The organism is Sulfitobacter sp. BSw21498 (genome assembly GCF_006064855.1).
Lineage (GTDB): Bacteria > Pseudomonadota > Alphaproteobacteria > Rhodobacterales > Rhodobacteraceae > Sulfitobacter.
In genome coordinates this window covers 3,012,185-3,038,621 of sequence record NZ_CP040753.1, presented here as the reverse complement: position 1 = coordinate 3,038,621, position 26,437 = coordinate 3,012,185, and the positions used below count along the sequence as shown (strand labels likewise).

The window sequence follows — 26,437 nt, the reverse complement described above, 5'->3', positions numbered from 1 at the left end:
AGGTGACTAAATCTTGAATTTTCGAGCTTTGCGAAGCAGGATATCTCGGCGCGTTTTACTCAGATTGTCGAAAAACATCTTACCGGCGAGGTGATCAATTTGATGCTGCACGCTGGTCGCTTCCAAGCCGACAAAGTCACGGGTCACTGTATCGCCTTGTTCGTTCAGATACTGCACCTTAACCCCGCGCGGACGGCGAACTTTCGCAGAGATCCCGGGTAGATTCGGGCTCGCTTCATCGTATTCATTCATGATCTCGGAGGCATCGATCACAATTGGGTTCGCCAATCTGATCCGCCTGTCCCGCCCCTTCGAGGCATCCACAACAGCCACCTGTAACGCCACCCCGATCTGAGGCGCGGCCAAGCCGACGCCGGGCATCGCATCCATCGTGTCGATCATATCGTCCCACAATGTCCGAATTTCATCATTTATTTCGGTCACTTGCGCGGCGGGGGCCCGCAGACAGGCATGGGGCCACGGGATGATGCGACGAACGGTCATTGGTTTTTCTCCTGCTCTACCCGATCATAGATGACGACCCCATCAAGATGGTCATATTCATGCTGCACAATCACGGCCTCAGCCCCGGCAAAATCTCGTTCGTGGGTGCCATTCGCATCTGTCCACCGCAAGGTTACCTCTGTCGCGCGGGGGATATTCATCGGCACGCCAGGGATGGACAAGCACCCCTCCTCGCCGATAGCGCGGGTGTCAGACAACCTTAGAATCTGCGGGTTGATACATGCCACGGGCGTAGGCGTGCCCGTTTTCCAGCCCGCATCGAACACGAAAATACGCTCGGTCCGGCCAATTTGGGGCGCGGCCAAACCGCGACCGGGGGCGGCATACATCGTCTCGAGCATATCGGCGATCAACCGATCTATTTCAGGCGAACGCGTTTCAACTGGATCGCAAACCGTTGTCAGACGTACATCGGGCCATGTGACGATTTCCAGCACGCTCATTCGCGCGCCAACTCTCGTTTCAACTTGGTCATTTTGCGGGTAATCATCTGTCGTCGCATCGGCTTGAGGTAATCGATAAAAAGCTTGCCGTCCAAATGATCGATTTCGTGCTGCACGCAGGTCGCCCAAAGCTTGGTGAAGGTCTCTGTTCGCTCATTCCCGTCGGCATCGACCCACCGCACATCTACATCAGCCGGGCGCGTCACATCAGCAAAGTGCTCAGGTATCGACAAACACCCTTCTTCGTAGGTGTTAAGCTCGTCCGATGAGGCAATGATTTCAGGGTTGAACATTACCAACGGACGCGGCGTTTCGCCCTCTTCCTTGACACAATCCATGACGATCAGACGGTTCATCACCCCGATTTGGGGTGCCGCAAGACCAATCCCTGGCGCATCATACATCGTTGCAAGCATATCATCGGCCAAGCTGCGCAGATCCTCCGTCATATTGGTCACGGGGGCGCATGGCTTTTTAAGCCGAGGATCAGGGTGTAATAAAATATTGCGTATCATTTAGATGATTTAGGCCAACATATACGCCGCTGCAACCTCGGGCCTTGCGGTCCGGTCGATTAGGTTTAGCGTAACGGCCAAATCTGACAGGAGAACCCCATGAGCTTTGACGAAATCATCGACCGGCGTGGCACCCATTGCGCGAAATGGGACAAGATGGAGCCGATCTATGGCGTCCCCGCAGATACCGGAATCGCGATGTGGGTTGCCGATATGGATTTCCGTCCGCCGCAGGTGGTTCAAACCGCGCTGCAAGATATGCTGGATCATGGCGTCTATGGCTACTTCGGCGACGACAGCAAATATCTGGGCGCCATCCAGTGGTGGATGGAGAACCGCCATGGCTGGAAAATCGCAACAGAGTGGATTTTCACCACCCACGGATTGGTAAACGGGACGGCAATGTGCGTTGATGCCTTCACCAAACCAGGGGACGGCGTGGTTCTTTTCACGCCCATCTACCATGCATTTGCGCGGGTGATCTCGGCCGCGGGTCGGCAGGTTGTAGAATGCGAAATGGCGTTGGAAGGCGGCCAATACACATTGGACTTCGATGCCTATGACGCGCAAATGACCGGCAATGAAACGATGCTGGTTTTTTGTTCCCCCCATAATCCGGGGGGCCGTGTATGGTCAAAATCTGAGCTGGAGGACGTCGCTGCATTTGCCAAACGCCATGACCTCATCCTCGTCTCAGATGAAATCCACCATGATCTTGTGATGCCCGGACATACGCACACCGCAATGGCGCTGATCGACGGAGTGGCAGATCGGCTGGTCATGATGACCGCGACGACGAAAACCTTCAACATTGCAGGTTGCCATTCTGGCAACGTCATTATCCCCGACCTGAAGTTGCGCGAAATCTTTGCCCAACGTGTCGCTGCGATGGGGCTGTCGCCGAATTCCTTTGGCCTTGTTATGGCCACCGCAGCCTATTCTCCAGAAGGCGCGGCGTGGGTCGATAATTTGGTCAGTTATCTTGACGGCAATCGGCAGATTTTTGACGCCGCTATTCAGAGCATTCCAGGACTGCAATCAATGTCGCTGCACTCAACCTACCTTGCCTGGGTCGATTTCAGCGGGACCGGTATGGATAGGTCTGAATTCACCCAGCGGGTAGAAAATTCGGCAGAGATCGCAGCGAACCATGGGCCCACTTTTGGCAAGGGCGGCGAAAACTTCCTTCGGTTCAACATCGCCACACCGCGCACCCGCGTAGAGGAAGCCTGCGATCGTTTACGCGACGCGTTCAAAGACCTGCAGTAGGATCAGTGAGGTGCGTCGGCGGCAATCAACCCCGCCGGTGCATCCCCCGCCCGTTCGAAATCCAGCGCAGCTGTCTTTGCAACGCGCGTTGCTCGCTTGAAATCAAAGATCATCTCGTCGCCCTCTTGCGCGACAGCAACGATGAGGCACTGACACAGATGTGCAGCCCCATCATACAGGTCCACGCGCCCACGTAGCTGCGGTGCGGTTGCTGTCTCCAGCGAGAACCCTGTGTCCCAATACCGCAGAACCTTGTGCTGCGCCCCATCTGCCTCAACATGCAAATGAGATGACTTTCGCATGCTATCTAATCGTGCGGCGTCCAGTCCTGCCTGGATATTTTTTGGCAACATCGCTTCCACAGCATATTCCCCTCTGTGCTGACTAATACCGAGCGTGACGTATAGCGATTTAAAATCAAGAGATTCCTTAAACGTAGCCTCGGTGCGCTGCTGCAGCCCCCCTGTGCTCGAACCGCTATAGCCATCCGCTGGCATAGACTTACCTTGAACATAAATATGTAAAGGAATTGTGTATGGGACTGCTGATCGACGGAGAATGGCACGACAAATGGTATGATACTGACGCCACCGGAGGACAGTTCGAGCGTTCGGCATCCAGATTTCGCAACTGGGTGACGGCTGATGGCAGCGCTGGTCCTTCCGGAAAGTCAGACTTTCCCGCCCAGTCGGGACGCTACCACCTGTACGTTAGCTATGCCTGCCCGTGGGCACACCGCACATTGATTTTCCGCGCGCTCAAAGGGCTTACACCCCACATAGGCGTTTCAGTGGTACATCCAGATATGCTGCAAGACGGATGGACTTTTGCAACAGACTTCGAAGGTGTTACCGGCGACACCCTCACGGGTGAAAGCTACTTGCGTGGCATTTATATCAAAGCTGATCCACATTTCTCGGGCCGTGTGACGGTGCCTGTGCTTTGGGACAAGGAACGAAACACTATCGTCTCGAACGAATCGGCTGAAATCATCCTTATGCTTAACAATGCCTTTGACCACATAGCCGGCGATACGGAAGATTATTCGCCGGCATATCTGCACGCGCAGATCGGCCAAGTGAACCAACGCGTCTACGACACGGTGAATAACGGTGTCTACAAGGCAGGATTCGCAACGACCCAAGAAGCCTACGACAATGCAGTTCACCGTCTATTTGACAGTCTGGACTGGCTAGAGGGTATTCTCAGTCATAATCGCTTCCTGATCGGCAATACCCTAACCGAGGCAGACTGGCGTCTATTTACAACACTTGTACGTTTTGACCTCGTCTACCACACGCATTTTAAGTGCAATCACAAGCGCTTGACTGACTACCCGAACCTTTGGGCCTATACCCGTCAGCTGTATCAACACGCTGGTGTAGCGGAAACCGTTCACTTTGATCACATCGTCCGGCACTACTACTACAGCCAGAAAACGGTGAACCCCCATCAGATCATACCAATTAACCCGACAGTCGATTTTAATATGCCTCACGGCCGTGATTGAACAACGGATCCGTACGGCGCTAGGCGACCAGGGTCTCTGCTTTCTTTAGGTCAACAGAGACCAGTTGGCTGACACCCTGTTCCGCCATAGTAACGCCAAATAGGCGATCCATCCGCGCCATCGTCACGGCATGATGCGTGATGATCAGGAACCGCGTGTCGGTCTGTCTGCACATTTCATCCAAGAGGTCGCAAAACCGCGAAACATTCGCATCATCTAAGGGGGCGTCAACTTCATCCAAAACGCAGATTGGGGCAGGATTCGCGAGAAAGACCGCAAATATCAGCGCCAATGCGGTTAGGGTTTGCTCCCCTCCCGACAATAGGCTGAGCGTACTCAGTTTCTTTCCCGGAGGCTGGCACATGATCTCTAGTCCGGCGTCTAAGGGGTCGTCAGATTCGACCATCACCAGATTGGCTTCTCCACCGTTGAAGAGGTGTTTAAAAAGCATAGAAAAGTTGCTGTTTACCTGTTCAAAGGCAGTGAGCAACCTTTCTCTCCCCTCCTTGTTCAAGCTCGCGATGCCGCTACGCAGCGTCCGGATCGCCTCCATAAGATCGGCCTTTTCGTCGATCAAGGTATCGTGCTCAGCTTTCACATTCTTAACGTCTTCTTCAGCACGCAGGTTCACGGCACCCAATGCCTCCCGCTGGCCCTTTAAAAGGCTCAACTGACTTTCGAGCGCCCCAATCTCAGACGCATCATCCGAGCCCAGATCAAGGGATGCCAAAAGCGTTTCTGGCGTCATATCGCGTTCATCATCGATGCGCTCAGCTGCAAGTGTAGCTGTCTCCTTCGCTGAATCTGCCCGCGCTTCAGATCTTGCTCTGGCTTCTCGTGCTTCCGACGCCTGCCGTTCGGCGTCGCGTTCCGCCACGGTTGCTTCACGCAAAGCCGCATCACCGTTAGAAAGCTGCCGCGCGGCGGCAACTTTGCGCACCTCGGCAGCAGTTATATCGACGGTTAGCTTTTCGCGCTCCGCTGCGATCCTCCCAGGTGCAAAACTAGCTTCAGAAAGCTCCTGTTCAGACGACGCTTTTCGCTCAGCAAGCTCCGCACCGCGTTTACCCGCGGTGCCCAGGCGATGCCGCCAGCCGCTCAACTCGTTCTCGACATCTTGACTGCGCTTAAGCCGCGCGGTGCCATCACGACGTAATTCATCCAACGCAGAGCGACGCGAGATCATGGCAATACGTGCGCCCTCAACAGTCTCGCGCAGCGTTTCCACGCCCGCGCGGGCGGATGCCACGTCCTCAAGCGCCGCAAGCGCATTTTCAGCCTCGGTCACCAACCGACGCCCCTCAGTGGCCTCCGCTTCGTGTCGCACCACGGCCAAGCCCAAACTTTCTAGCCGGCTTTGGGCCAAACTAAGGTCTGCCTCGGCCCGACTTAGCGCACGACTGGCATCGGCGACCGCCTTATCTGCGTCGCGGCGAAAGGCACGGGCGTTCCTATCAGCCTCCGCCTGGGTAAGAAGAAGCTTTTGCAATGTTTCATGTGCATCACGCGCCCCCTCTGCGCGCTGAGTCGCCTGCTCCAAGCCCTGCTTTAATACTTCCAACCTGTTAATTTGCTGTAACCGTAGGGCCGAGGCAGACGGCGCATCTTCTGCCCACGCCCGAAATCCATCCCATCGCCACAGATCTCCCTCAAGAGATACAAGCCGTTGGCCCGGCTGAAGAAACTGTTGCAATCTCGAACCATCATCGGCATCGACCAATCCGATTTGGCTCATTCGCCTATCTAAAACATCTGGCACGGAAACATGCGCCGTCAACGGCGTGATCCCCTCGGGCAGAGGCTGAACCGCGGAATAAGGCGGCAATAACGCCCATCCTGACGGCCCGTCCGGATCCACATCTGGCGCGCGCAAATCGTCAGCCAACGCGGCGCCGAGCGCTTCCTCAAAGCCATGCTCAACCTGCAAGCGATCTAAGATCTGCCCGCCCTCGGCCGTGTCCCGCTCAACCAATTTAGCGAGCGCGCCAGCCTCCGCACTGATCGCATTCAATTCACCTTCAGCTTGCGACCGTTCCGCACGCGCATCTGCCTCGCGGCTCTGAGTGACAGCGCTTTCTTCTTCCGCCTTCATCAAGGCTTCCTCTGCGGCGGCGGATGCGCCATGGGCCTGAGCTTCAGCAGCTTTGGCCGCGTCGAAATCTGCGTTCGCTTTCTCGACTGCAGCGCCGCTTTGTTGCACTGCGTTACGCGCTTTGGATGCTTCTGCCTCGGCTTTTATAAGGGTTCCACGATAGTCATTGAGAAGCCGTTCTGCAGAACTGTGGCGCGCCACCAAGCGGGCGACATCTTCGGTCAACTCAGACAATTCGGCTTCCCGCGCCTCCAAGACGCATTCCGCCTCTTGCGCCGCATCTTCCGCATTCGCGACGGCGGCTTCATGCCCTTCACCAGCCTTGTCCAGTTCGCACCCTTCCCGCTCCAATCGAGAAATCGTCTCTTCAGCATCGCGGTTCAGCTCTTTTTCCCGGTCGAGATCGCGGGACAACTGGGCAATGCGTTTCGTAAGCGTATCGATAGCAGCATGGGCGCGGTTTTCTTGATCGCTCAATGCATCTCGCTGCGCTCCTAACCGCTGAAGGACGGCGACTGCGATCGCTTCTTCTTCGCGCAAGGGCGGGAGAGCTTCTTCGAGCTCCTGACGCGCAGCAGCAGCTTGCCGCACCGCCCCTTCCGCTTCAAGCGCGACGGCCATCTGTGCCCTCAAGCCTTCTGCCGCGACGAGCCTCGCGTCTTCTGCAGCACGCCAGCGACGATATAGCAGGACCCCCTCGGTGCGGCGCAGCGTTTGGCCGATGTCCCGATACCGAGCCGCTTGGCGTGCTTGGCGCGTCAACTGCGCAAGCTGGTTGGCCAGTTGGTCAACCACGTCATCGACTCGTGCAAGGTTCGTTTCCGTGCCATTCAACTTGAGCTCGGCCTCGTGCCGGCGGGCATAAAGCCCCGAGATTCCGGCGGCTTCTTCCAGAATGCGACGCCGGCTTTTGGGTTTGGCATTGATAAGTTCGGAGATCTGACCTTGTCGCACCAAAGCGGGGGAGTGGGCCCCAGTCGATGCATCAGCGAAAAGCATTTGAACATCGCGTGCGCGCACGTCCTTGCCCGCCGCCTTATAAGCGCTCCCGACATCACGGGTGATCCGTCGGATAATCTCGATACTGTCGCCGTCGTTGAAGCCAGCGGGGGCCAAACGTTCGGAGTTATCGATGTGCAAAGCGACTTCGGCAAAGTTTTTGGCAGGACGCGAAGATGCACCAGCAAAAATCACGTCCTCCATCCCGCCGCCCCGCATCGCGGTCGGACGGTTTTCCCCCATCACCCACCGCAACGCTTCGAGAAGGTTGGATTTACCACAGCCATTGGGGCCGACCACGCCGGTCAGACCATCCGTGATGATCAAATCTGTAGGGTCTACAAAGCTTTTAAAGCCCGTCAGCCTGAGTTTAGAAAACCGCAATGTTCGTGCCCGCCTGATTCTTTTGGACAGTCAGAATTGCGGGTCATTGCCTTTGCTGTCAACGTAACGCCGCTAGGTAGAGCGGGAAGCAGCCACTTTATCCACAAGATATTGTAAACTGATCTATCTCATCGCCTCCTCCCGCTTCAAAACCGATGTTCTGGCCATTCACACTTAGGCGCAGTTCAATTTCCCTATCGCAACGGCTTGGTCCCCCACCACATGTACAACCTTGCAGCCGCTCGCCTGTGCCATGGCCCGCCCGGCACGATCGCGGATCGGGCCGAACCTAGGGGCGTATTCCATATTAATGCGTATGGCCTCAGCTTGAGCCCCCTTTACCCGTACGTCGAATACAGATCCATCCACGATGACCTGTTGGACTGGCAGGCCGCTAAAGCCGGCGCTTGGCATGTTGCAACCAGCGGCAAAAAGCATCACCAAGCTGCAAATTAGGACGGGCAGAAAACGCATATCTGTCAACATAGCAACACTCTGCGCGATAAATGCTAATCGACCGTTAAAGCGCCCGTTGGTCTTCAAAAATAATTACATTGCTGCCCCATGCCGCTGGTCATATAATTTGACCAATCCAAGGAAACGCCAATGCCTTTTCACCCTGTCGCCTCTGAAAAGCTATCCGCTGCCGTCGTCCGGCAGGTTGAACAGTTGATCCTCCGCGGCATTCTCCGCCCTGGCGAAAGGCTGCCCGCCGAACGCGAACTGGCCGAGCGGCTTGCCGTGTCACGCCCCTCACTGCGAGATGCGATTGCCCAACTTCAGGCCAGCGGATTGTTAGCTGCAAAACCCGGCGCAGGGGTCTATGTTGCCGATGTGCTGGGCAGTGCTTTTTCACCCGCGCTGACAGAGCTTTTCGCGCGTCACGATGAGGCGGTTTTCGATTATCTATCGTTCCGTCGTGATATGGAGGGGCTGGCTGCCGAACGGGCAGCGCGGCTGGCCTCTGACACGGATTTGGGCGTGATACAAGCGGTTTTTGACAAGATGGAAACCGCACACCACAAGCGCAACGCTGACGACGAGGCCCAGCTTGATGCACAGTTTCACATGGCAATTATCGAGGCGAGCCATAACGTCATCATGCTTCATATGATGCGGTCGATGTACGATCTGCTACGTGGTGGCGTGTTCTATAACCGTGAAGTTATGTTCAAGCAGCGCACCACGCGCACCGCCCTGCTGGACCAGCACTGTGCCATTAACAATGCACTACAGGCGCGCGATCCGGCTGCGGCGCAGGCAGCCGTAGAGACGCATCTGACCTTTGTCGAAAACGCGTTGAGGGAACATCAGAAGGCGGAACGCAATGAAGACGTCGCCCGCCAGCGGCTGCAACACGAGACGATGACAAAACCCTGAAACGCAAAAAGGCCCCGGATGATACCGAGGCCTTTTAGAGTAAGTCCATTAAAACTTAGTGAAGCTTTGCATCGACTTCGGCGATTGCGCTGTCGATCAACGCGTTGCCTTCGGCGGCGGTCATCTTCTTGGCGATGACATCCTTGGCAGCGGCGATGGCCACAACGATCGCTTGATCGCGCACTTCCTTGACGGCAGCGGCCTGAGCGGAGACGATTTGCTCTTCGGCTGCAGTCAAACGGCGCGTGATGGATTTCTCCAGATCGGCACGGGCCTGATCCGCAGCTTCGGTTGCTTCGGCTTTGGCCGACGTCACGATACGGTCCGCTTGCTCTTTCACTTCTTGCTGCTTGCGCTCGTAGCTAGCGAGAAGCGTTTGCGCCTCTTCACGCAGCGCACGGGCTTCATCCAGCTCGGATTTGATGCCTACGGCACGATTGTCCAGCATGCTGCCGATCATCATGGGCACTTTGAAATACATCAAAACGCCAACGAAAAGAATGAAGGCAAGCAGAACGATAAAATCGGTATTGCTTAGCGAAAAGAACACGTCACCAGCTGCAAATGCAGGGGACGCGACCAGACCGGCGATGAGGGCTGAGAAGGTCAAACGCATGGCTTATCCTTTCATCCGGGCATCGACAGCCGCGGAAATAGTTGTCGCGTCAGCACTGCCACCAAGGGCGGCGATGATCGCCTCGGCTGTGTCTTTTGCAACGGCTTCAACGTTCTCCATCGCGGAGGCGCGGATTTCGCTGATGGCTTTTTCAGACTCGGCGGACTTTGCTGCGATCTCCGCGTCTGCCTTGGCAATCGCTTTGTCGAGGTCGGCTTGAATGTCTGCTTTCGCCGCGATGATGATCTGCTGTGCTTCTGCACGGGCGTCGATCAGCGCTTTGTCGTAAGCGGCCTCTGCCTCCGTCGCTTTGACCTTCAGGTCTTCGGCGGCGGCGATATCATTTGTGATTGTGCCCTGGCGTTCCGCCAGAACAGCGCCGATGCGTGGCAGGGCAACGCGCGACAGAATAAAGTAAATTGCGACCAGGGCGACGATAAGCCAGAAAATCTGGTTGCCGAACCAATCAATGCAAAGCTGTGGCATACCAATGGCGCTGCCAAATTCGTTGACGCATGCGCCAGCGATTTCCGTAGTAATCGGTTCCGTCGCCATAGCGGGCTCCTGTCAATGCGTGGAAATCTTTCGGGCAGCGCGCATCTGCGCACTGCCCGAAGCGTAAGGACTTAGGTGTCTTAAGCTTAGACAGCGAACATCAGCAGCAGAGCGACGAGGAACGAGAAGATCCCCAGAGCTTCTGCAAAGGCGATGCCGATGAACAGAGTTGCTGTTTGACCAGCAGCAGCAGATGGGTTGCGCAGAGCGCCAGCCAAGTAGTTGCCTGCAACGTTGCCCACACCGATGGCTGCGCCACCCATGCCGAATGCTGTCAGACCTGCGCCAATGAATTGGCCCATTTGTGCGAGTTCGCCTTCCATGTCATTTCTCCTTACAATGGAATTGAGGTGATTGGTCAGGCAGGAAGACCCTGCTCTGGTGTTAGTGGTGCGGGTGCAATGCGTCTTTCAGATAAACGCATGTGAGGATCGCGAAAACATAGGCCTGGATGAAGGAAACCAGCACCTCAAGGCCATACATCGCCGTGATCGCAAGAACCGAGAAAGGGGCGATTGCAGCAAGTGCAGCAAAGCCCGCGAAAACCTTGATCACGGCGTGACCCGCCATCATGTTACCCGCAAGACGGATAGAGTGGCTGACCGGACGTACAAAGTACGAGATCAGCTCGATCACGGCCAGAACCGGACGCAGTGCCAGTGGCGCGCTGCTGACCCAGAACAGGCTCAGGAAAGACGCGCCGTTCTTGACGAAACCCAGAATGGTCACACCAAAGAATACGGCAAACGCCATCACAGCGGTGACAGAGATATGCGACGTAGGCGTAAAGGCCATCGGCAGCAGACCAAGGAAGTTCGAGAATACGATAAACATGAACAGTGTCATGATGTAGGGGAAGTATTTCACCCCTTCCTTACCGCAGATGTCTTCAACCATCTTGTAGATGAATCCATACGCAAGCTCGGCCACAGACTGCATGCGCGACGGGATCACCGACCGTTTGGACGTGCCCAAAACCAGCAGCGCAAAGATCGCCAGAACAGCAATTGCCATCCAGACTGTTGCGTTGGTGATCGTGTACCAGGATACAGCGCCTTCACCAAAGAATGGCTTAACGATGAACTGATCCATCGGGTGAAAAGCCAAACCGCCTGTTTCTTCGCCGTGTGCTTCTGCCGCCATGTCAGGGCCCTTTTTCTTCATCGGCCACATCGGCCATCTTCTTTTCCTGGATTTCCTGCGCAGAGCGGAGCATCGTCTTTACCCCTGCCGCAAGGCCCAGCATTACAAACAGCACCATGAAAATCGGGAGCGTTCCTAAGAACCAATCCAACGAATATCCGATGCCAAAACCGATCCCAAGACCGGCGCAAAGTTCGATCACCATCCGCCAGGCCAGCGATGCCTGAGAATAATGTTCATCCACCCGGGGTTTTGGTGCGTGCGCCCGCTTGGCTGCTTCGATCTTTGCCTCAAGCTGCTTTAGCCGCTGCTGTTGGTCTGGATCGGTCACGCCAAAATCCCTGTTGGATGTGTTGCGCAGTAGGTACTTTCACACCGCCACAGAGTCAACTCTGATCGCAAGACATCTATCTATCTGAAAACGCTAGCAAATGTGTGGTATGGATCGCCTGAATCACGGTCAAAGCAGGGCCAGCTCTTGCAAATTGATCCTGCAATCACATTCAACCTTTTGGTTAAGCGTGGTTTCCGCTACCTCTAGGAAGCCGCACTTACCTGCCCTGCAAGGACATCAAAAAACGCCGTGCCCCAACCGCCTGCCGCCCAGCTTGATGCCATCTTTTCCGCGCTCGCCGACCCAACGCGGCGCGCGATTTTGTCGATGCTGCTCGAAGACGATATGGCGGTGACAGACGTGGCCGAACCGTTCGACGTGTCGCTTGCCGCGATCTCGAAACACCTGTCGGTTCTCGAACGGGCGGGGCTAATTGCGCAGGAAAAGCGCGGCCGACTTAAATGGTGCAAGCTCGAACCTGCAGCGCTAAAAACCCCATCCGTCTGGATGCAGGGCTTTGGCCAGTACGAGCCTATCAATCTTGATGATTTTGAAAGATTTCTGGCCGCAGAGATAAAAGAGATGTCACCAGATGCGGCACAGGATGATCAGGGGACTTAGGCAGGGCAGTAGATTGTTGGCCCTCCTGCGACGAGGTTTTACACAGAAGGGCCAAACTTGATGATGTTAGATGACGCCGAACGCAAAGCGCAGGATCGCCAAAACAACAACAATCAAACCAATAAGATAAATAATGCTACGCATTAGAATAGTCCCTTCATAAACTTTATGTGATGCTAACGCGGGATAGGTCAGATCGGTTCCCGTGATTGTGATCAAACCTGTTTGGTGTCGTCACGCAGCAGCAGATACAGGGCAAAGATCGTCAGCCCCACGCCCCCCAGAATAAGCGGCCGCGGCGCGCCATTGCCTAATGCGATCTCCCATAGGATCACCCAACTGGGCGTTAGATAGGTATAGGCCATGACCTTGGCCGACGGCAGCCGCAGGGTCGCAAATTGCAGCAACACGAAGGTAGCAGACGAGGCCGCGACCGCGACATATATGATCGTGATCCACACGATGGCGGGCAGCGCAATCCAGTCGGTCCCCAGCACATCGCGCCAACCGTAGACAAACAACAGCCCGCCCCCGGCAATCAGCGTGCCCAAGGTGAACACAACCGCCGGCTCCCCGCGGTTCAGTTTACGAACCATCGGCGTATAAAGCGCATGACAGATGACCCCGACGAAATAGACCGCCTCGCCATAGCCTATCTCGAACCGGCGCAGGGCCGCGAAATCCGCGCGAAAGATCACCCAAAGCGCACCAACCGCTCCGATCGTCAGGGCCAACCCCATACGTGCCGTCGTGACCTGACGCAGCAGCAGCCAGCCAAAGCCCGCAGCGATCACCGGCGTCAACGTAAACACAGCTGCCGCACTGACCGGGCGCGCCGTCTTCAGCCCCTCGAACATCAGCACAAAATAGACAGCGAACAGGCCGCCAAGCACCAGATAGCGCCAAGGAGCCTGCGTTGCCCCTTTGGGCACGCCTGTCGTCGCGGCCACAGCCACCGCAATCACCATACCCGCGATAACGAACCGCGCAGCGTTCAGCGCCGTAGGCGAGATCAGATTGGCCGACAGCGCCCCCAGTGAAAATGACCCCGCCACCAAGGCCGAGAATACCAGCATCGCCAGATGCCCCTGCATATCAGGCCGCATCACATTTCCTTCTTTACCGCTTTTTTCAGAAAAGACAGCAACGCCTGTACCTTCGGCGTGCGGTGCAGATCAACATGGGTCACCAGCCACAACGTCGAATCCCACTCGGGCAGATGCGGGTGCACTTCGACCAGATCAGGGTCGGCGCGACCTTCCGTCAGCTCGATGAACCCGATCCCCGCGCCCTCACGCACCGCCACCCGCAGCCCGCCCGCATCAAGCCCGCGAAACGAGATCGCTTGTGCAGGCACCATATCGCGCATCCACTTAAAGAACGGTGCACGCATCTGCGCATCGTCATGCCCGACAAACCGGTGGTTGCCATAGTCATCAGGGGCCGAAGGCATCCCATGCGCAGCGATATAGCTCTTATGGGCGAACAGCCCCATCTGCAGCATATGAAACGGCTGCACCACATTATCTGGCTGCTCCGGCACCTGTCCGGCACGGATCGCGATATGGGCTTCACCGTACTCCAGCCGGAACAGACGCTCTCCGGTCAGAAACCGCACGGTCACATCCGGGTTCTTCTTCTGGAACGCGACCAACAGCGGCGTCATCCAGCTCGACAGTTCCATCAGCGACGTGACAACCAACTCGCCCGACACCGCCTCCCCGCGCCCCTTGATCCGGCTCGCCAACTGGCTGAACTGATCGTCGGTGGCCGCGGCCACACGCAGCAGGTCTTCGCCCGCCTCGGTCGTCTTGTACCCGCGCGCATGACGCTGGAACAGCTTGACGGCAAGCCGGCGTTCCAGCGCATCGACGTGGCGGATTACGGTGGCGTGATGCACGCCCAACACCTCGGCCGCGCCGCTGACGGTCCCCATACGCGCCACCTGATAGGCCGTTTTAATTTCGTCCCAGTTATCCATCCACAGCCCCTTACGCCCGCGCCTGTGCATTATTGAACACATCACCTGCATTTTCACCAGTTGCGTTCGCACAAGCAAGGGTCATGTAGAGGTCAGAAAGCAAACACGAAAGGATATCCTCCCATGTCTATCTTGCGTATCGACTCCTCCGCCAGCACCACCAGCTCTGTGACCCGTAGTCTTACCGACCGGATCATCGCACAACTGGGCGACACTGATGTAACCGTGCGCGATCTCGCCCGTGAACCCCTGCCCCAGATCACGGAAACATGGGCCATCGCCCGCGCTACACCTGAGTCCGACCGCTCCCCCGAGCAAAGCGAAGCGCTGGTTGAGTCCGACAAGCTTGTTGCCGAACTGCTGGCCGCCGACACCATAGTCATTGGCGCGCCCATCTATAACTTTAGCGTGCCCGCGTCGCTTAAGGCTTGGATCGATCTCGTCGCCCGCGTCGGCGTCACCTTCCGATACACCGAAGCCGGCCCCGAAGGCCTGGTCAAAGGCAAGCGCGTCATCGTCGCGATGGCCTCCGGCGGCGTCCCCGCCGGCTCCGAGGCCGACTTCAACACTGGCTACCTCAAGGCAGTACTGGGCTTTATGGGCATGACCGATGTCACCATCGTCGCCGCCGACGCGCTGGCCACCGATGCCGAAGCCACCATCGCCCGCGCCAATGAAGCGGTCGACGCGCTCAAGGCAGCCTGACCCTCGGGACGCGCGGCGGGTTGACTCAATCCCGCCGCTCGCCTAAACGGTCCGCAATCTCCGGAAGCATCATGTCTTCCGGTCTCTGGCGCGGCCAGAGATCGCCCCCCACCAGCGTGTTACGCCCGTGGGGGCATTTGCGTATTTAACGCGGGCATCCTATTTCAAGGGAACCGCAACCGATCGAAGGGGGCCATGGCCCATGTTTGAGAATCTTTCTGAACGTCTCTCTGGCGTCTTTGACCGTCTGACCAAACAGGGTGCCCTCTCCGAAGAGGATGTGAAAACCGCCCTACGCGAAGTCCGCGTTGCCCTGCTTGAAGCCGACGTATCCCTGACTGTCGCCCGCGATTTCGTCAAAGCCGTGCAAGACAAGGCCACAGGTCAGGCGGTCACCAAATCGATCACCCCCGGCCAGCAGGTCGTCAAGATTGTCCACGACGCGCTGATCGACACGCTGAAAGGCGAAGGCGAACCGGGCGCGCTGAAGATCGACAATGCGCCTGCGCCGATCCTGATGGTCGGTCTGCAAGGCTCCGGTAAAACCACCACCACGGCCAAGCTTGCCAAACGCCTAAAAGACCGCGACGGCAAGCGCGTGCTGATGGCCTCGCTTGACGTCAACCGCCCCGCCGCGATGGAACAGCTGGCGATCCTCGGCGTGCAGATCGGCGTCGATACCCTGCCGATCGTCAAAGGCGAAAACCCCGTCCAGATCGCGAAACGCGCGAAAACGCAGGCATCCATGGGCGGCTATGACGTCTATATGCTTGATACCGCGGGCCGCTTGTCGATCGACGAAGAGCTGATGCAACAGGTCGAAGCGGTACGCGATGTCGCCAATCCGCGTGAAACCCTGCTGGTTGTCGACGGCCTGACCGGTCAAGACGCCGTACAAACTGCCGAAAACTTTAACGACCGCATTGGCATTTCCGGCGTCGTGCTGACCCGCATGGACGGCGACGGCCGCGGCGGTGCGGCCCTGTCCATGCGGGCGGTCACTGGCAAACCCATCAAGTTCGTCGGTCTCGGCGAAAAGATGGATGCGCTGGAAACGTTTGAGCCAGAACGCATCGCGGGCCGTATCCTAGGCATGGGTGACATCGTCGCCCTGGTCGAGAAGGCGCAAGAAACCATCGAGGCCGAACAAGCCGAAAAGATGATGAAGCGCATGGCCAAGGGTCAGTTCAATATGAACGACCTGAAAATGCAGCTCGAACAGATGCTCAAAATGGGCGGGATGCAGGGCATGATGGGCATGATGCCCGGCATGGGCAAAATGGCCAAACAGGTGGAAGACGCGGGTTTTGACGACAAGATCCTCAAGCGCCAGATCGCCCTGATCCAGTCGATGACCAAGAAAGAGCGCGCCAACCCGGCCCTCCTTCAAGCCAGCCGTAAAAAACGCATCGCTAAAGGCGCGGGCATGGAAGTGTCCGAACTGAACAAACTCATGAAGATGCACCGCCAGATGGGCGACATGATGAAAAAGATGGGCAAAATGGGCAAAGGTGGCATGCTCAAACAAGCGATGAAGGGCATGATGGGCAAAGGCGGCATGCCCAGTGGCATGGATCCGTCCCAGATGGACCCCAAAGCGCTGGAAGCAGCAGCCAAACAGATGGGCGGCAAACTGCCCGGCGGCATGGGTGGCGCTGGTCTGCCCGGCAGCCTCTCCGGCTTCGGGAAAAAGAAATGATCCGCACTTCATTTTGCCAGATAAACTCCCGCCGGAGGCACCTGAACGTGCAACACGCCCTGCCCTTTGCCGTTAAAAAAGGAGCCGCCGCATGACCGATCCCGTCACCCGCGCTGCAAAGGTTCTCAAAGAGCACCGCGCGTCCATCGACCGTCTGGATGCGATCCTGGTTTACACTTTGGGCGAGCGGTTCAAACACACTCAGGCTGTGGGGAAACTCAAAGCCGAACACGACCTTCCCCCCTCTGATCCGGACCGCGAAGCGAACCAGATCAAGCGGCTCGAAGATTTGGCGAAAGAGGCTGACCTCGATCCCGAATTCGCCAAGAAGTTTCTGAACTTCATCATCGCTGAAGTCATTCAGCACCACAAACAACAGCAATCATAGGTCCGGGTGCGTCCCTGACCTCAGTACCAACCTAAAGGAAACTACTCATGTCCATGAAAATTCGTCTCGCCCGTGGCGGTTCCAAAAAGCGCCCTTTTTACCGCATCGTTGCAGCTGACAGCCGCATGCCACGCGATGGCCGCTTCATCGAAAAGCTGGGCACATACAACCCGCTGCTGGCGAAAGACAGCGAAGAGCGCGTAAAAATGGACGTCGAGCGCGTTCAATACTGGATCGGCCAGGGCGCACAGCCAACGGACCGCGTTGCACGTATGCTTGAAGCTGCCGGCGTGAAAGACAAGACCGAGCGGAACAACCCCAAGAAGGGTACCCCCGGCAAGAAAGCGCAAGAGCGCGTTGAAGAAAAAGCAGCCAAGGCCACTGCTGCTGCCGAAGCCGCTGCTGCTCCCGCAGAAGACGCAGCCGAAGAATAATCGGCTTTCTCTCGGCGCGGCTCAGCTCGCGCCGAGAGATTCAGGTACATGCGACAGCCCGCATCTTTGCGCGTGCAGCCTGTCCGATGTACGTGCTACATAAACGATACGTCCCGCCGGAACGGCCTGCGACCTTTTGGCCTTTGCGGCCTGCCTTTGGACCAGAATGAAAGCTGACAATGTTTCGTCTTCTTCGCCTTCTTCTTATCCTCGGAATCGGCGCTGCCATTGGCATCTGGTTTGAACGCAACCAGATGCAGTCGGAATGCCGCGCGGGCGAAGGTCAGTGGACCGGTACAATTTGCTTAAACTCGGAGCTTTTGCAGTGAGCGATAAAATTTCAGTGGGCGCGATCTCTGGCTCATATGGTGTCCGCGGAGAGCTGCGGATAAAGAGCTACTGCGCTGTGCCAGAAGACATCGAAAACTACAGCCCGCTATCCAGCGAAGACGGCACCCGCAGCTACAATCTCGCGCTGGTCCGCCCTGTTAAAAACGGCTTTGTCGCCCGCATCACCGATGTCACGTCCAAAGAAGAGGCAGACGCCCTGCGCGGCACCATTCTGTTTGCGCAGCGCGATCAACTGCCTTCGCTGCCCGACGATGAATTCTATCACACCGACCTCATCGGGCTAGAGGTCTATGACACCGGCGGCACGCTGATCGGCAAGGTCAAGACGGTCCAGAACCACGGCGCTGACGATTTGCTTGAAACGCAACTCGCGGGCAGTTCGCAAACGGTTTTCCTCCCCTTCACCAAGGCTGCGGTCCCCACTGTCGATCTGGCGTCGGGTCGCATGATCGCGGACCCGCCCGAGGGCATCCTGCCCGATGAAAAAGACGCTTAGGTCAGAACCGAAGGCCACCATGCCAAAGGCCGATATCACATGAACACTCCTTCACGTTCTCACGGACGGCAATCTGTTCGCCCCACCCTCAAGCCGCGCGAGCTGATGCAAGACACCCCCGATTACGCTGGCGTCTGGCGCGCCGAGATCGTTACCCTCTTCCCCGAAGAGTTCCCAGGTGTGCTAGGGGCCAGCCTCACGGGCCGCGCCTTGCAAGAAGGCACATGGCAGCTGAACACCCATGATCTGCGCGGCTATGGCGTGGGCAAACACCGCAATGTCGACGATACCCCTGCAGGCGGCGGTGCCGGCATGGTTATGCGCGCCGATGTGGTTGGCCCCGCGATAGAGAACGCGATGACCGGTGCCTCGGGGCGTTGGCCGATCCTTTATATGTCCCCACGCGGACGGCGCTTTGATCAAGCCATGGCCCAAGATCTAGCCACCTGTTCCGGCGTCACCATCTTGTGTGGCCGGTTCGAAGGCGTCGATGAACGCGTGATGGAACACTATGGCATCACCGAAGTGTCACTTGGCGACTTTGTCATGACAGGCGGAGAGTTGGCCGCGCAGGCTATGATCGACGCCACCGTGCGCCTGCTGCCCGGCGTATTGGGCAACGCCGACAGCGTGGTCGAGGAAAGCCATTCCTCAGGCCTGCTGGAGCATCCGCAGTACACCCGCCCTGCGGACTGGAAAGACCGCCCCATCCCCCCGGTCCTCATGTCCGGCAATCACGGCGAAATCGCCAAATGGCGGCAGGCCCAGTCCGAAACGCTGACAGAACAACGGCGCCCCGATATGTGGGCTAAATATACCTCCAAGAAGTGACCCTCACGGAAGGCAGACCATGACAGACCTGACCCGCACCCTTGATCACGCCCGCATCGATGAGCTGCCGAACCCTTATTTCGGCAAGGTACGCGACTGCTATGATCTGCCGGACGACCGGCGTATTCTCGTGTCATCGGACCGGATTTCGGCCTTTGATCGTATTCTCACCTCCATCCCGTTCAAGGGTCAGGTTTTGACGCAAACCGCGCGGTTCTGGTTCGATAACACCAGCGACATCTGCCCCAACCACGTGCTTGAATATCCCGACCCCAATGTGGTGATCGGCAAGCACCTGACCATTCTGCCTGTCGAGATCGTGGTACGCGGATATCTCGCTGGCTCAACGGGTACTTCGGTGCTGACGCTATACAAGAAAGGTGAACGAGAGATGTACGGCCATCGTTTTCCTGATGGCCTGCGCGACAATCAGGCGTTACCTGCGCCGATCATCACCCCGACCTCCAAAGAGTTTGACGGCGGCCACGATGCTCCGCTGACGGCCAAAGAGATCCTTGACCAAGACCTGCTCACCCAAGCACAATGGGATCAGATCAGCGACATTGCGTTGAAACTCTTCGCGCGCGGGCAAGAAATGGCGGCGAAAAACGGGCTGATCCTCGTTGACACAAAATACGAATTCGGCACCGATGCGCAGGGCAATATCCTGCTGGCTGATGAAATCCACACACCCGACAGTTCGCGGTTCTGGCTGGCCGAAGGCTATGAGGCTGCGTTGGAGAACGGCACCCGCCCACCGTCCTTTGACAAGGACGTGATCCGATCTTGGGTTGATGCGCGCTGCGACCCCTATCACGATGATATCCCCGAAATTCCTGCCGATTTGATCGCCGCCACATCGCAAGTCTATATCCACGCTTTCGAGGCGATTACCGGCCAGCGGTTTGTGCCCGATCTGAAGGGCGACACCGTGCTGGACCGTGTCCGCAGCAATCTTCGCCCCTATTTTAGCGGCTGAAACGCGCGGCGCTTTTGGTGATCGGGACTTGATCTGCAAGGGCATCCCGCCTATACGACGCGCAGGTCTGGAATCGTGTGTAAGCGGCTCCAGTCTTTTCTGCATCCGCAGATGACAAGCAAAGATGACCCTACCTTCGATGGGCTGCCGCGGCAGGCCCGCCACACAGACCGAAGCTCTTGGATCGTACAAAACTTCGTGGACTAACCGCGAGCATTCAAAGGAGACGATCAGATGAACCTGATTGCTGAGATCGAGGCGGAACAAATCGCCGAACTGGGGAAAGAAATCCCTGACTTCCGCGCCGGTGACACCATCCGCGTGGGCTTTAAAGTGACCGAAGGTACACGTACCCGCGTTCAGAACTACGAAGGCGTCTGCATTGCACGTAACAACGGCAAAGGTATTGCCGGCTCGTTCACTGTGCGCAAGATTTCCTTTGGTGAAGGCGTAGAGCGCGTATTCCCGCTGCACTCCACCAACATCGAGAGCATCACAGTTGTCCGTCGTGGCCGTGTGCGTCGTGCGAAACTGTACTACCTGCGCGCGCGTCGTGGTAAGTCGGCACGCATCGTCGAAAACGTACATTACAAGCCAAAATCTGGCGCGAACGCGTAAGGAGAGCTGTCATGAAAGCCGATACACACCCCGAATACCACACGATCAACGTCAAAATGACAGACGGTACGATCCTGGAAATGAAATCGACCTACGGCAAAGAAGGCGACCAACTGTCGCTGGATATTGACCCCTCCGTGCACCCTGCATGGAACGGCGGCACATCCCGCTTGATGGACACCGGTGGCCGCGTTTCCAAGTTCAAAAACAAATACGCAGGTCTGGGCTTCTAAACCCTTTCCATTGCGAAATTCAGAAATGGCGTGCCCCGAGGGGCGCGCCATTTTTTATTTGATCACAGTATTTTAGTCAAAGAAGCGGCATCTCGCCCCTGCCCCAAGGTTACCTCGCATTTTACGGAACAAACTGGCCGATGTTTAGGTTTTGGAAAGCAACTACGGTCCATAGTCCCCTCAGCTCTCCACGAAAGGTTCGCTGATGCCCGCTTTCCCCCTCTCTGATTCAGGTCAGCCTCGCGCTGGCGCAAACCGCACAACCGCCCCCCTGTCGCAAGTAGACAAGCCCCCCCTCCCGCCGGAGGATTTGATCGCGGCGCATGACCTCGCCGAACGTAATTGCTTTGCGCAGGCACTGGTTCTGACAGGCGCGCTTGAACGGTTGCACGGGCCCCATGATGAACTCCGCCAGCTTGCATCGACGTGTCGCGCAAAGCTGGCAGTAAACGACGTCAGCGGCGTTACGATTGACACTGGACGTATGGGGGCACATGACCGCTCGCTACGGCGCTCGGGTTAGCTGTGCCTTGCGGATGGGCCGCTTGCCGCTGCGGGTGAATTTCGCAACAATAACCACAATCTAGAGCCACAAACGCTTTCAAAAGCGCCATGTGTGCCATATGGTTTTTCCCAATGTGGCCCCGACAAAAACGGGGAGTGAAAGGGACAAAACGCAATGGCGCATATTATCGTCGTCGGGAATGAAAAAGGCGGGGCCGGAAAATCAACCGTCTCTATGCACGTGGCAACAGCCCTTGCACGGATGGGTCACAAGACCAGCGTTCTGGATCTGGACCTGCGCCAGCGCACATTCGGGCGATACGTCGACAATCGCAAATCATTCCTCGCAAGCGCTGAACTGGACCTCCCTTCCCCCGAGATGCACGAGCTCCCCGAGATCGAGGCAAGCAGCCTGCAACCGGGCGAAAACATCTATGACAACCGCCTCAGCGCCGCCGTGGCAGAGCTTGAGCCCACGTCGGATTTCATTCTGATCGACTGCCCGGGGTCGCACACCCGTCTCAGCCAGGTCGCACATTCGCTAGCCGACACACTGATCACGCCGCTAAACGACAGTTTTATCGACTTTGACCTTCTGGCACGCACTGATGCTATGGGTGACAAGATTACCGGCCCGTCCGTCTATTCCGAAATGGTCTGGAATGCGCGCCAGCTGCGCGCGCAGGCAGGCCTTGCCCCGATCGACTGGATCGTCGTGCGCAACCGCATGGGCGCACAGCGCATGGTCAACAAAGACAAGATGGAACGCGCCATCGCTAACCTGAGCAAACGCATCGGCTTTCGCATTGCGCCCGGTTTCAACGAACGCGTTATCTTCCGCGAACTGTTTCCCCGCGGCCTGACCCTGCTTGACCTCAAGGATATCGGCGTCAAACAGCTCAATATCTCGAATGTAGCCGCCCGTCAGGAATTGCGCGACCTGATGAAAGCGCTGAACCTGCCCGGTGTCGACGTCAACTTCTGACCCTCAGTGGTGGGCCATGTGCCCGCGACCAACCATCAGATTTCGCCACCCTGCCCGGCTGCGAGCTTGACCAGCAGCCGCTTTAGCGTTTCGCGCTCCGCTGTGGTCAGGTCCGCTGTCAGACGGGCATCATAGGCTTTGGCCACGTCGAACAAATCATCATACGCTGCATGTCCTGCGGCCGTCAGCGACAGCAGCTCTGTCCGCCGGTCCTGATCCCCCCGCAGCCGTGTGACGAACCGCCGGTCGGTCAGCTTTTGCACCGCACGACTGATCTTGGTCTTATGCATATTGGCGCGCTGCCCGATTTCGCTCGCGGTCATCTGACCATAAAGCCCCAGATGGAACAGCACCCGCCACTCGGTCCGCAGCATGCCATAGCGGTCTTTATAGGTACGCTGGAACGCAAGGCTGCTCAATTCAGCTGCCTGATTCAGTAGATAAGGCAAGAAATGGGTCAACTCGAATTTCTGATCTGGCATCGGTAAAATCGCTTGTTAGGTATGGCTAAGGACTATTACCTACCCAGCCGATTTTGCAAGGGAGCCGCCACAAGCCCCCCGACCCCAAGCCAGCAACCGCCCGCCCATCACACCAGCTTGACGGGTTTGAAATTGGCACCAAAACATCATACCGGTCCCCTATCGGCATACCGACCCGCGCCACAAACGTCACCGTGTACAGAACGACATGCAAGGAACACCTATGACACTGCTCACTTCTTGGATTGAAAGCGCGAACAGCGCCGACACTGACTTTCCGCTCAACAATCTGCCCTACGGGGTGTTCTCGACGGACACGCTTGAACCGCGCTGCGGTGTGGCGATCGGTGATATGGTGCTCGATATGGCCGCGATAGAAGCCGAAGACCTGATCTTGCTGCATTTCGACCCCGTCTTTGACGTGCCCTATTGGAATGACGTGATGGATTTGGGCCCCGAAGCCTGGGCCACCCTGCGCAGCCGTCTGATTGAATTGCTGTCAACCGACAGTCCGGATCAGGCAAAAGTCGCGTTACATCTGATCCCCATGGCCGACGTCCGCCTGCATATGCCGATTGTTGTTTCTGAATACACCGACTTCTATGCGGGCCGGCACCATGCCACCAATGTCGGCACGATGTTTCGCGGTGCCGAAAACGCGCTGCCGCCGAACTGGCTGCACATGCCGATTGGCTATAACGGGCGCGCGTCTACTGTGATTGTGTCAGGTACCGACATCCATCGTCCCAACGGCCAGATCAAACCCGCAGATGCAGACCGCCCGTATTTCGGCCCAAGCGAACGCCTTGATATAGAGCTTGAGCTTGGCGCCATCGTTGGCACCTCTACCGAACTGGGCGACACCCCCAGCGTGGCCCAAGCGGACGAGATGATCTTTGGTTACGTCTTGCTGAACGACTGGTCCGCACGCGACATCCAAGCGTGGGAGTATCAACCGCTTGGCCCTTTTCAGGCCAAGGCCTTCGCCACCAGCATTTCGCCGTGGATCGTGACCAAAGCAGCGCTAGAGCCCTTCCGGACCTCCACCCCCGAACGCGAAGTCGATCTGCTGCCTTATCTGGCAGAGCCTAAACCGATGCTTTACGACATTAACCTATCGGTCATCCTTCAGCCCGACGGCGGTGAGCAACAGGTGATCGCGCGCACCAATTACAACACGATGTATTATTCAGCGCCGCAACAACTGGCGCATCACGCGTCCTCGGGCTGTGCCATGAATGCGGGCGATTTGCTGGGCTCCGGCACGATTTCGGGCGCAGATAAAGACGCCCGCGGCAGCTTGCTTGAACTCAGCTGGGGCGGCGCGGAACCAATCACCCTGAACGACGGCTCTACCCGCAGCTTTGTGCGCGATGGCGACACGATGATCCTGACCGGCCATGCTGCGGGGGACGGCTACCGCATCGGTTTTGGCGCATGCGCCGGCACCATCCTCCCCGCCAAACCCACGGCATAACCGCGCTTCATTTTGCCCTTTAAACTCCCGCCGGAGGCATTCTTTGCCTTCGGCCCCCACGGGCAGAACAATAACGGGCCTATCGCACCAGGCCGCCGCCCCGCACCACAGCGGGCGGTGCTTGAAATGTCTGAAAACATGCTAGGTATTGAATTAAAGAAAAACAGCGGGCGACACCCGACCAGAGAGGAAGATCATGACGTTCTTAACCCGTATCGGAACACCGTTGCCCGCGGCCATTCATGCCTCGGCCGAAGCTGCCAAACGCGATCCCGTCAACCGCCGCGAATTTCTCGCTCTGGCCAGCGCCTTCGGGGCCACAACAGCAACAGCTTATGCGATGATTGGCATGGCGGTGCCGGCTCAGGCCGCAGCGCATAAGACCGGCGGCACCGTCCGGATGCAGATGGAGGTCCGCGCCCCGAGGGACCCGCGCACCTATGATTGGTCTCAGATCGCCAACGTCACCCGCGGTTGGCTTGAATACCTTTGTATCTGGGAAAACGACGGCACCTTTACACCCGCTTTGCTCGAAAGCTGGGAGATCAACGACGATGCCACCGAATATCTTTTGAACGTGCGCAAGGGTGTCACGTGGAACGACGGCACGGCCTTTACCGCCGACGACGTGGCCCGAAACATTACCGGCTGGTGCGATAAATCGGTAGAAGGCAATTCGATGGCCGGTCGCTTTGCCACCCTTATCGACGCGAAAACCGGTCAGGCGATCGAGGGGGCCATTAAGGTGGTCGATGACCACACCGTCAAACTCTCGCTGCCCAAGCCTGATATCACGCTCATTCCCGGCATGGCAGACTATCCTGCCGCCATCGTGCCCAAGGGGTTCGACCCCGAGACCATGCTCCACAATCCGGTCGGCACAGGCCCCTATCTCCCCGAGATGGTCGAGGTCGGCGTCAAGGCCGTGTTGGTGCAGAACCCCGATCACATTTGGTGGGGCTCGGAGATTTATGGGGGACCTTATATCGACCGTCTGGAATACATCGATTATGGCACCGACCCTTCGGCCTTCGTCGCCGCAGCGGAAGCTGACGAAATCGATGCCACCTACTCTGTCGAGGGCGAGTTCATTGAGGTGTTCGGCACACTTGAGGATTGGAACCAGAACGAAATCGCAACGGCCGCGACCATTGTGATCCGCACCAACCAGTTGGCCGAGGTCGATGGTAAAACGCCTTATGCCGATGTCCGCGTGCGCCGGGCATTGGCGATGGCAGTCGATAACGCTGTCCTGCTTGAACTCGGCCATGCGGGCCGCGGTCTGGTTGCTGAAAATCACCACATCGGCCCGATGCACCCCGAATACGCCGAGCTCCCCCCGCGTGCGCCGGACCCCGAAGGAGCACGCGCCCTGATGGAAGAAGCCGGCATGGCTGATTTCGAACACGAGCTTTTTTCGATAGACGATGCGTGGCGCAAGGATACGACCGATGCGGTCGCTGCACAGTTGCGCGATGCGGGCATCAAGGTAAGGCGCACCATCCTGCCCGGCGCGACCTTCTGGAACGGCTGGACGAAATACCCGTTTTCGTCAACCAACTGGAACGCGCGCCCGTTGGGCATCCAAACCTGGGCGCTGGCGTATCGGTCAGGCGAAGCGTGGAATGAATTCGGTTGGTCCAACCCCGAGTTTGACGCGCTTGTCGCCGAAGCACTGTCGGTGGCCGATGTCGAAAAACGCCGCGCATTGATGGCAAAGGGCGAGGAGCTGATCCAGAATGAAGGGGTCACGATCCAGCCCTATTGGCGCTCATTGTATAACCATACCCGCAAAGGTCTGGTCGGGGCCGGACACCACATCGGCTTTGAATATCATCCCGCTCGGATGGCGTGGACATCTTAAATTGCGCATACTTTTGATACAACA

Annotated in this window: 31 protein-coding genes; 18 read left to right on the top strand and 13 right to left on the bottom strand. The window is 57.4% G+C overall.

The window, feature by feature from the left end; translation table 11 throughout:
- Positions 1–6: 6 nt before the first annotated feature.
- The 3 genes from def (E5180_RS14650) to def (E5180_RS14640) are packed head-to-tail and all read right to left on the bottom strand — an operon-like array spanning position 7 to position 1,483.
- Positions 7–504 carry a peptide deformylase gene (def, locus tag E5180_RS14650; RefSeq protein WP_138925026.1) on the bottom strand — a complete coding sequence of 166 codons (498 nt, stop codon included), beginning with the start codon at positions 502–504 and terminating at the stop codon, positions 7–9.
- Positions 501–968 carry a peptide deformylase gene (def, locus tag E5180_RS14645; protein WP_138925025.1) on the bottom strand — a complete coding sequence of 156 codons (468 nt, stop codon included), beginning with the start codon at positions 966–968 and terminating at the stop codon, positions 501–503. The genes def (E5180_RS14650) and def (E5180_RS14645) overlap by 4 nt, the downstream gene beginning before the upstream one ends.
- Complete coding sequence (def, locus tag E5180_RS14640) at positions 965–1,483, bottom strand: peptide deformylase (RefSeq protein ID WP_138925024.1); 519 nt, start codon at positions 1,481–1,483, stop codon at positions 965–967. Before def (E5180_RS14640) ends, def (E5180_RS14645) begins: the two co-directional genes overlap by 4 nt.
- A 99-nt stretch (positions 1,484–1,582) precedes the next feature.
- Here def (E5180_RS14640) and E5180_RS14635 point away from each other — a divergent pair, with 99 nt between their 5' ends.
- A complete protein-coding gene (locus E5180_RS14635; protein ID WP_138925023.1) occupies positions 1,583–2,752 on the top strand; it encodes a MalY/PatB family protein in 1,170 nt (389 codons plus the stop codon).
- 2 nt (positions 2,753–2,754) lie between these two features.
- On the opposite strand, the gene E5180_RS14630 is transcribed toward E5180_RS14635, so the two are convergent.
- Positions 2,755–3,114 carry a hypothetical protein gene (locus tag E5180_RS14630; protein WP_138925240.1) on the bottom strand — a complete coding sequence of 120 codons (360 nt, stop codon included), beginning with the start codon at positions 3,112–3,114 and terminating at the stop codon, positions 2,755–2,757.
- Between the two features lie 173 nt (positions 3,115–3,287).
- On the opposite strand from E5180_RS14630, the gene E5180_RS14625 reads away from it, so the two are divergent.
- Complete coding sequence (locus E5180_RS14625; protein ID WP_138925022.1) at positions 3,288–4,262, top strand: glutathione S-transferase family protein; 975 nt, start codon at positions 3,288–3,290, stop codon at positions 4,260–4,262.
- Positions 4,263–4,281: 19 nt separating this feature from the next.
- Here E5180_RS14625 and smc read toward each other — a convergent pair whose 3' ends face one another.
- On the bottom strand, positions 4,282–7,737 hold the full coding sequence (gene smc / locus E5180_RS14620; protein ID WP_138925021.1) for a chromosome segregation protein SMC: 3,456 nt from the start codon (positions 7,735–7,737) through the stop codon (positions 4,282–4,284).
- A 606-nt stretch (positions 7,738–8,343) separates the two neighbouring features.
- Between smc and E5180_RS14610 the strand changes: the two genes are divergently transcribed.
- Positions 8,344–9,117, top strand: a complete 774-nt coding sequence (locus E5180_RS14610) for an FCD domain-containing protein (RefSeq protein WP_138925020.1) — start codon at positions 8,344–8,346, stop codon at positions 9,115–9,117.
- A gap of 55 nt (positions 9,118–9,172) precedes the next feature.
- On the opposite strand, the gene E5180_RS14605 is transcribed toward E5180_RS14610, so the two are convergent.
- From E5180_RS14605 to E5180_RS14585, 5 genes are all read right to left on the bottom strand, one after another.
- Positions 9,173–9,733: a F0F1 ATP synthase subunit B gene (locus E5180_RS14605; RefSeq protein WP_138925019.1), complete on the bottom strand. Its 561-nt coding sequence runs from the start codon at positions 9,731–9,733 to the stop codon at positions 9,173–9,175.
- 3 nt (positions 9,734–9,736) lie between these two features.
- A complete protein-coding gene (locus E5180_RS14600) occupies positions 9,737–10,288 on the bottom strand; it encodes a F0F1 ATP synthase subunit B' (protein WP_138925018.1) in 552 nt (183 codons plus the stop codon).
- 86 nt (positions 10,289–10,374) lie between these two features.
- Positions 10,375–10,611, bottom strand: a complete 237-nt coding sequence (locus tag E5180_RS14595; RefSeq protein ID WP_005849971.1) for a F0F1 ATP synthase subunit C — start codon at positions 10,609–10,611, stop codon at positions 10,375–10,377.
- Between the two features lie 61 nt (positions 10,612–10,672).
- The gene (locus E5180_RS14590; protein ID WP_093731714.1) at positions 10,673–11,431 is read right to left on the bottom strand and encodes a F0F1 ATP synthase subunit A; all 759 of its coding nucleotides are present in this window, start codon (positions 11,429–11,431) and stop codon (positions 10,673–10,675) included.
- A 1-nt stretch (position 11,432) separates the two neighbouring features.
- Positions 11,433–11,762 carry an AtpZ/AtpI family protein gene (locus E5180_RS14585; RefSeq protein WP_138925017.1) on the bottom strand — a complete coding sequence of 110 codons (330 nt, stop codon included), beginning with the start codon at positions 11,760–11,762 and terminating at the stop codon, positions 11,433–11,435.
- Between the two features lie 252 nt (positions 11,763–12,014).
- Here E5180_RS14585 and E5180_RS14580 point away from each other — a divergent pair, with 252 nt between their 5' ends.
- On the top strand, positions 12,015–12,386 hold the full coding sequence (locus E5180_RS14580; RefSeq protein ID WP_138925016.1) for an ArsR/SmtB family transcription factor: 372 nt from the start codon (positions 12,015–12,017) through the stop codon (positions 12,384–12,386).
- Between the two features lie 215 nt (positions 12,387–12,601).
- Here E5180_RS14580 and E5180_RS14575 read toward each other — a convergent pair whose 3' ends face one another.
- Together E5180_RS14575 and E5180_RS14570 are read right to left on the bottom strand one after the other, a co-directional pair.
- Positions 12,602–13,492 carry a DMT family transporter gene (locus tag E5180_RS14575; RefSeq protein ID WP_138925015.1) on the bottom strand — a complete coding sequence of 297 codons (891 nt, stop codon included), beginning with the start codon at positions 13,490–13,492 and terminating at the stop codon, positions 12,602–12,604.
- A complete protein-coding gene (locus E5180_RS14570) occupies positions 13,492–14,367 on the bottom strand; it encodes a LysR family transcriptional regulator (RefSeq protein WP_138925014.1) in 876 nt (291 codons plus the stop codon). The genes E5180_RS14575 and E5180_RS14570 overlap by 1 nt, the downstream gene beginning before the upstream one ends.
- 123 nt (positions 14,368–14,490) lie before the next feature.
- On the opposite strand from E5180_RS14570, the gene E5180_RS14565 reads away from it, so the two are divergent.
- From E5180_RS14565 to E5180_RS14515, 12 genes are all read left to right on the top strand, one after another.
- Entirely contained in the window at positions 14,491–15,072 is a 582-nt protein-coding gene (locus E5180_RS14565) for an FMN-dependent NADH-azoreductase (RefSeq protein ID WP_138925013.1), read from the top strand.
- Between the two features lie 202 nt (positions 15,073–15,274).
- Positions 15,275–16,771, top strand: coding sequence for a signal recognition particle protein (gene ffh, locus E5180_RS14560; RefSeq protein WP_138925012.1), 1,497 nt, complete (start codon positions 15,275–15,277; stop codon positions 16,769–16,771).
- Positions 16,772–16,862: 91 nt separating this feature from the next.
- Positions 16,863–17,159, top strand: coding sequence for a chorismate mutase (locus tag E5180_RS14555; protein ID WP_138925011.1), 297 nt, complete (start codon positions 16,863–16,865; stop codon positions 17,157–17,159).
- A gap of 47 nt (positions 17,160–17,206) precedes the next feature.
- Positions 17,207–17,593, top strand: a complete 387-nt coding sequence (gene rpsP, locus E5180_RS14550; RefSeq protein ID WP_138925010.1) for a 30S ribosomal protein S16 — start codon at positions 17,207–17,209, stop codon at positions 17,591–17,593.
- A gap of 179 nt (positions 17,594–17,772) precedes the next feature.
- Complete coding sequence (locus E5180_RS15765; RefSeq protein WP_171048959.1) at positions 17,773–17,922, top strand: hypothetical protein; 150 nt, start codon at positions 17,773–17,775, stop codon at positions 17,920–17,922.
- On the top strand, positions 17,919–18,440 hold the full coding sequence (rimM, locus tag E5180_RS14545) for a ribosome maturation factor RimM (RefSeq protein ID WP_138925009.1): 522 nt from the start codon (positions 17,919–17,921) through the stop codon (positions 18,438–18,440). The genes E5180_RS15765 and rimM overlap by 4 nt, the downstream gene beginning before the upstream one ends.
- Positions 18,441–18,479: 39 nt before the next feature.
- Complete coding sequence (gene trmD / locus E5180_RS14540) at positions 18,480–19,271, top strand: tRNA (guanosine(37)-N1)-methyltransferase TrmD (RefSeq protein ID WP_138925008.1); 792 nt, start codon at positions 18,480–18,482, stop codon at positions 19,269–19,271.
- A gap of 19 nt (positions 19,272–19,290) precedes the next feature.
- The gene (locus E5180_RS14535; protein ID WP_138925007.1) at positions 19,291–20,250 is read left to right on the top strand and encodes a phosphoribosylaminoimidazolesuccinocarboxamide synthase; all 960 of its coding nucleotides are present in this window, start codon (positions 19,291–19,293) and stop codon (positions 20,248–20,250) included.
- A gap of 234 nt (positions 20,251–20,484) precedes the next feature.
- A complete protein-coding gene (rplS, locus tag E5180_RS14530) occupies positions 20,485–20,868 on the top strand; it encodes a 50S ribosomal protein L19 (RefSeq protein WP_138925006.1) in 384 nt (127 codons plus the stop codon).
- An 11-nt stretch (positions 20,869–20,879) separates the two neighbouring features.
- Positions 20,880–21,101, top strand: coding sequence for a 50S ribosomal protein L31 (gene rpmE / locus E5180_RS14525; RefSeq protein WP_093731702.1), 222 nt, complete (start codon positions 20,880–20,882; stop codon positions 21,099–21,101).
- Between the two features lie 205 nt (positions 21,102–21,306).
- Positions 21,307–21,624 carry a hypothetical protein gene (locus E5180_RS15845; protein ID WP_138925005.1) on the top strand — a complete coding sequence of 106 codons (318 nt, stop codon included), beginning with the start codon at positions 21,307–21,309 and terminating at the stop codon, positions 21,622–21,624.
- A 156-nt stretch (positions 21,625–21,780) separates the two neighbouring features.
- Entirely contained in the window at positions 21,781–22,590 is an 810-nt protein-coding gene (locus E5180_RS14515) for a division plane positioning ATPase MipZ (protein ID WP_138925004.1), read from the top strand.
- Positions 22,591–22,625: 35 nt separating this feature from the next.
- On the opposite strand, the gene E5180_RS14510 is transcribed toward E5180_RS14515, so the two are convergent.
- A complete protein-coding gene (locus E5180_RS14510) occupies positions 22,626–23,072 on the bottom strand; it encodes a MarR family winged helix-turn-helix transcriptional regulator (RefSeq protein WP_138925003.1) in 447 nt (148 codons plus the stop codon).
- A 223-nt stretch (positions 23,073–23,295) separates the two neighbouring features.
- Here E5180_RS14510 and fahA point away from each other — a divergent pair, with 223 nt between their 5' ends.
- Both fahA and E5180_RS14500 read left to right on the top strand, forming a co-directional pair.
- On the top strand, positions 23,296–24,549 hold the full coding sequence (gene fahA, locus E5180_RS14505) for a fumarylacetoacetase (protein WP_138925002.1): 1,254 nt from the start codon (positions 23,296–23,298) through the stop codon (positions 24,547–24,549).
- 196 nt (positions 24,550–24,745) lie between these two features.
- Positions 24,746–26,413, top strand: a complete 1,668-nt coding sequence (locus E5180_RS14500) for an ABC transporter substrate-binding protein (protein ID WP_138925001.1) — start codon at positions 24,746–24,748, stop codon at positions 26,411–26,413.
- Positions 26,414–26,437: the final 24 nt, after the last annotated feature.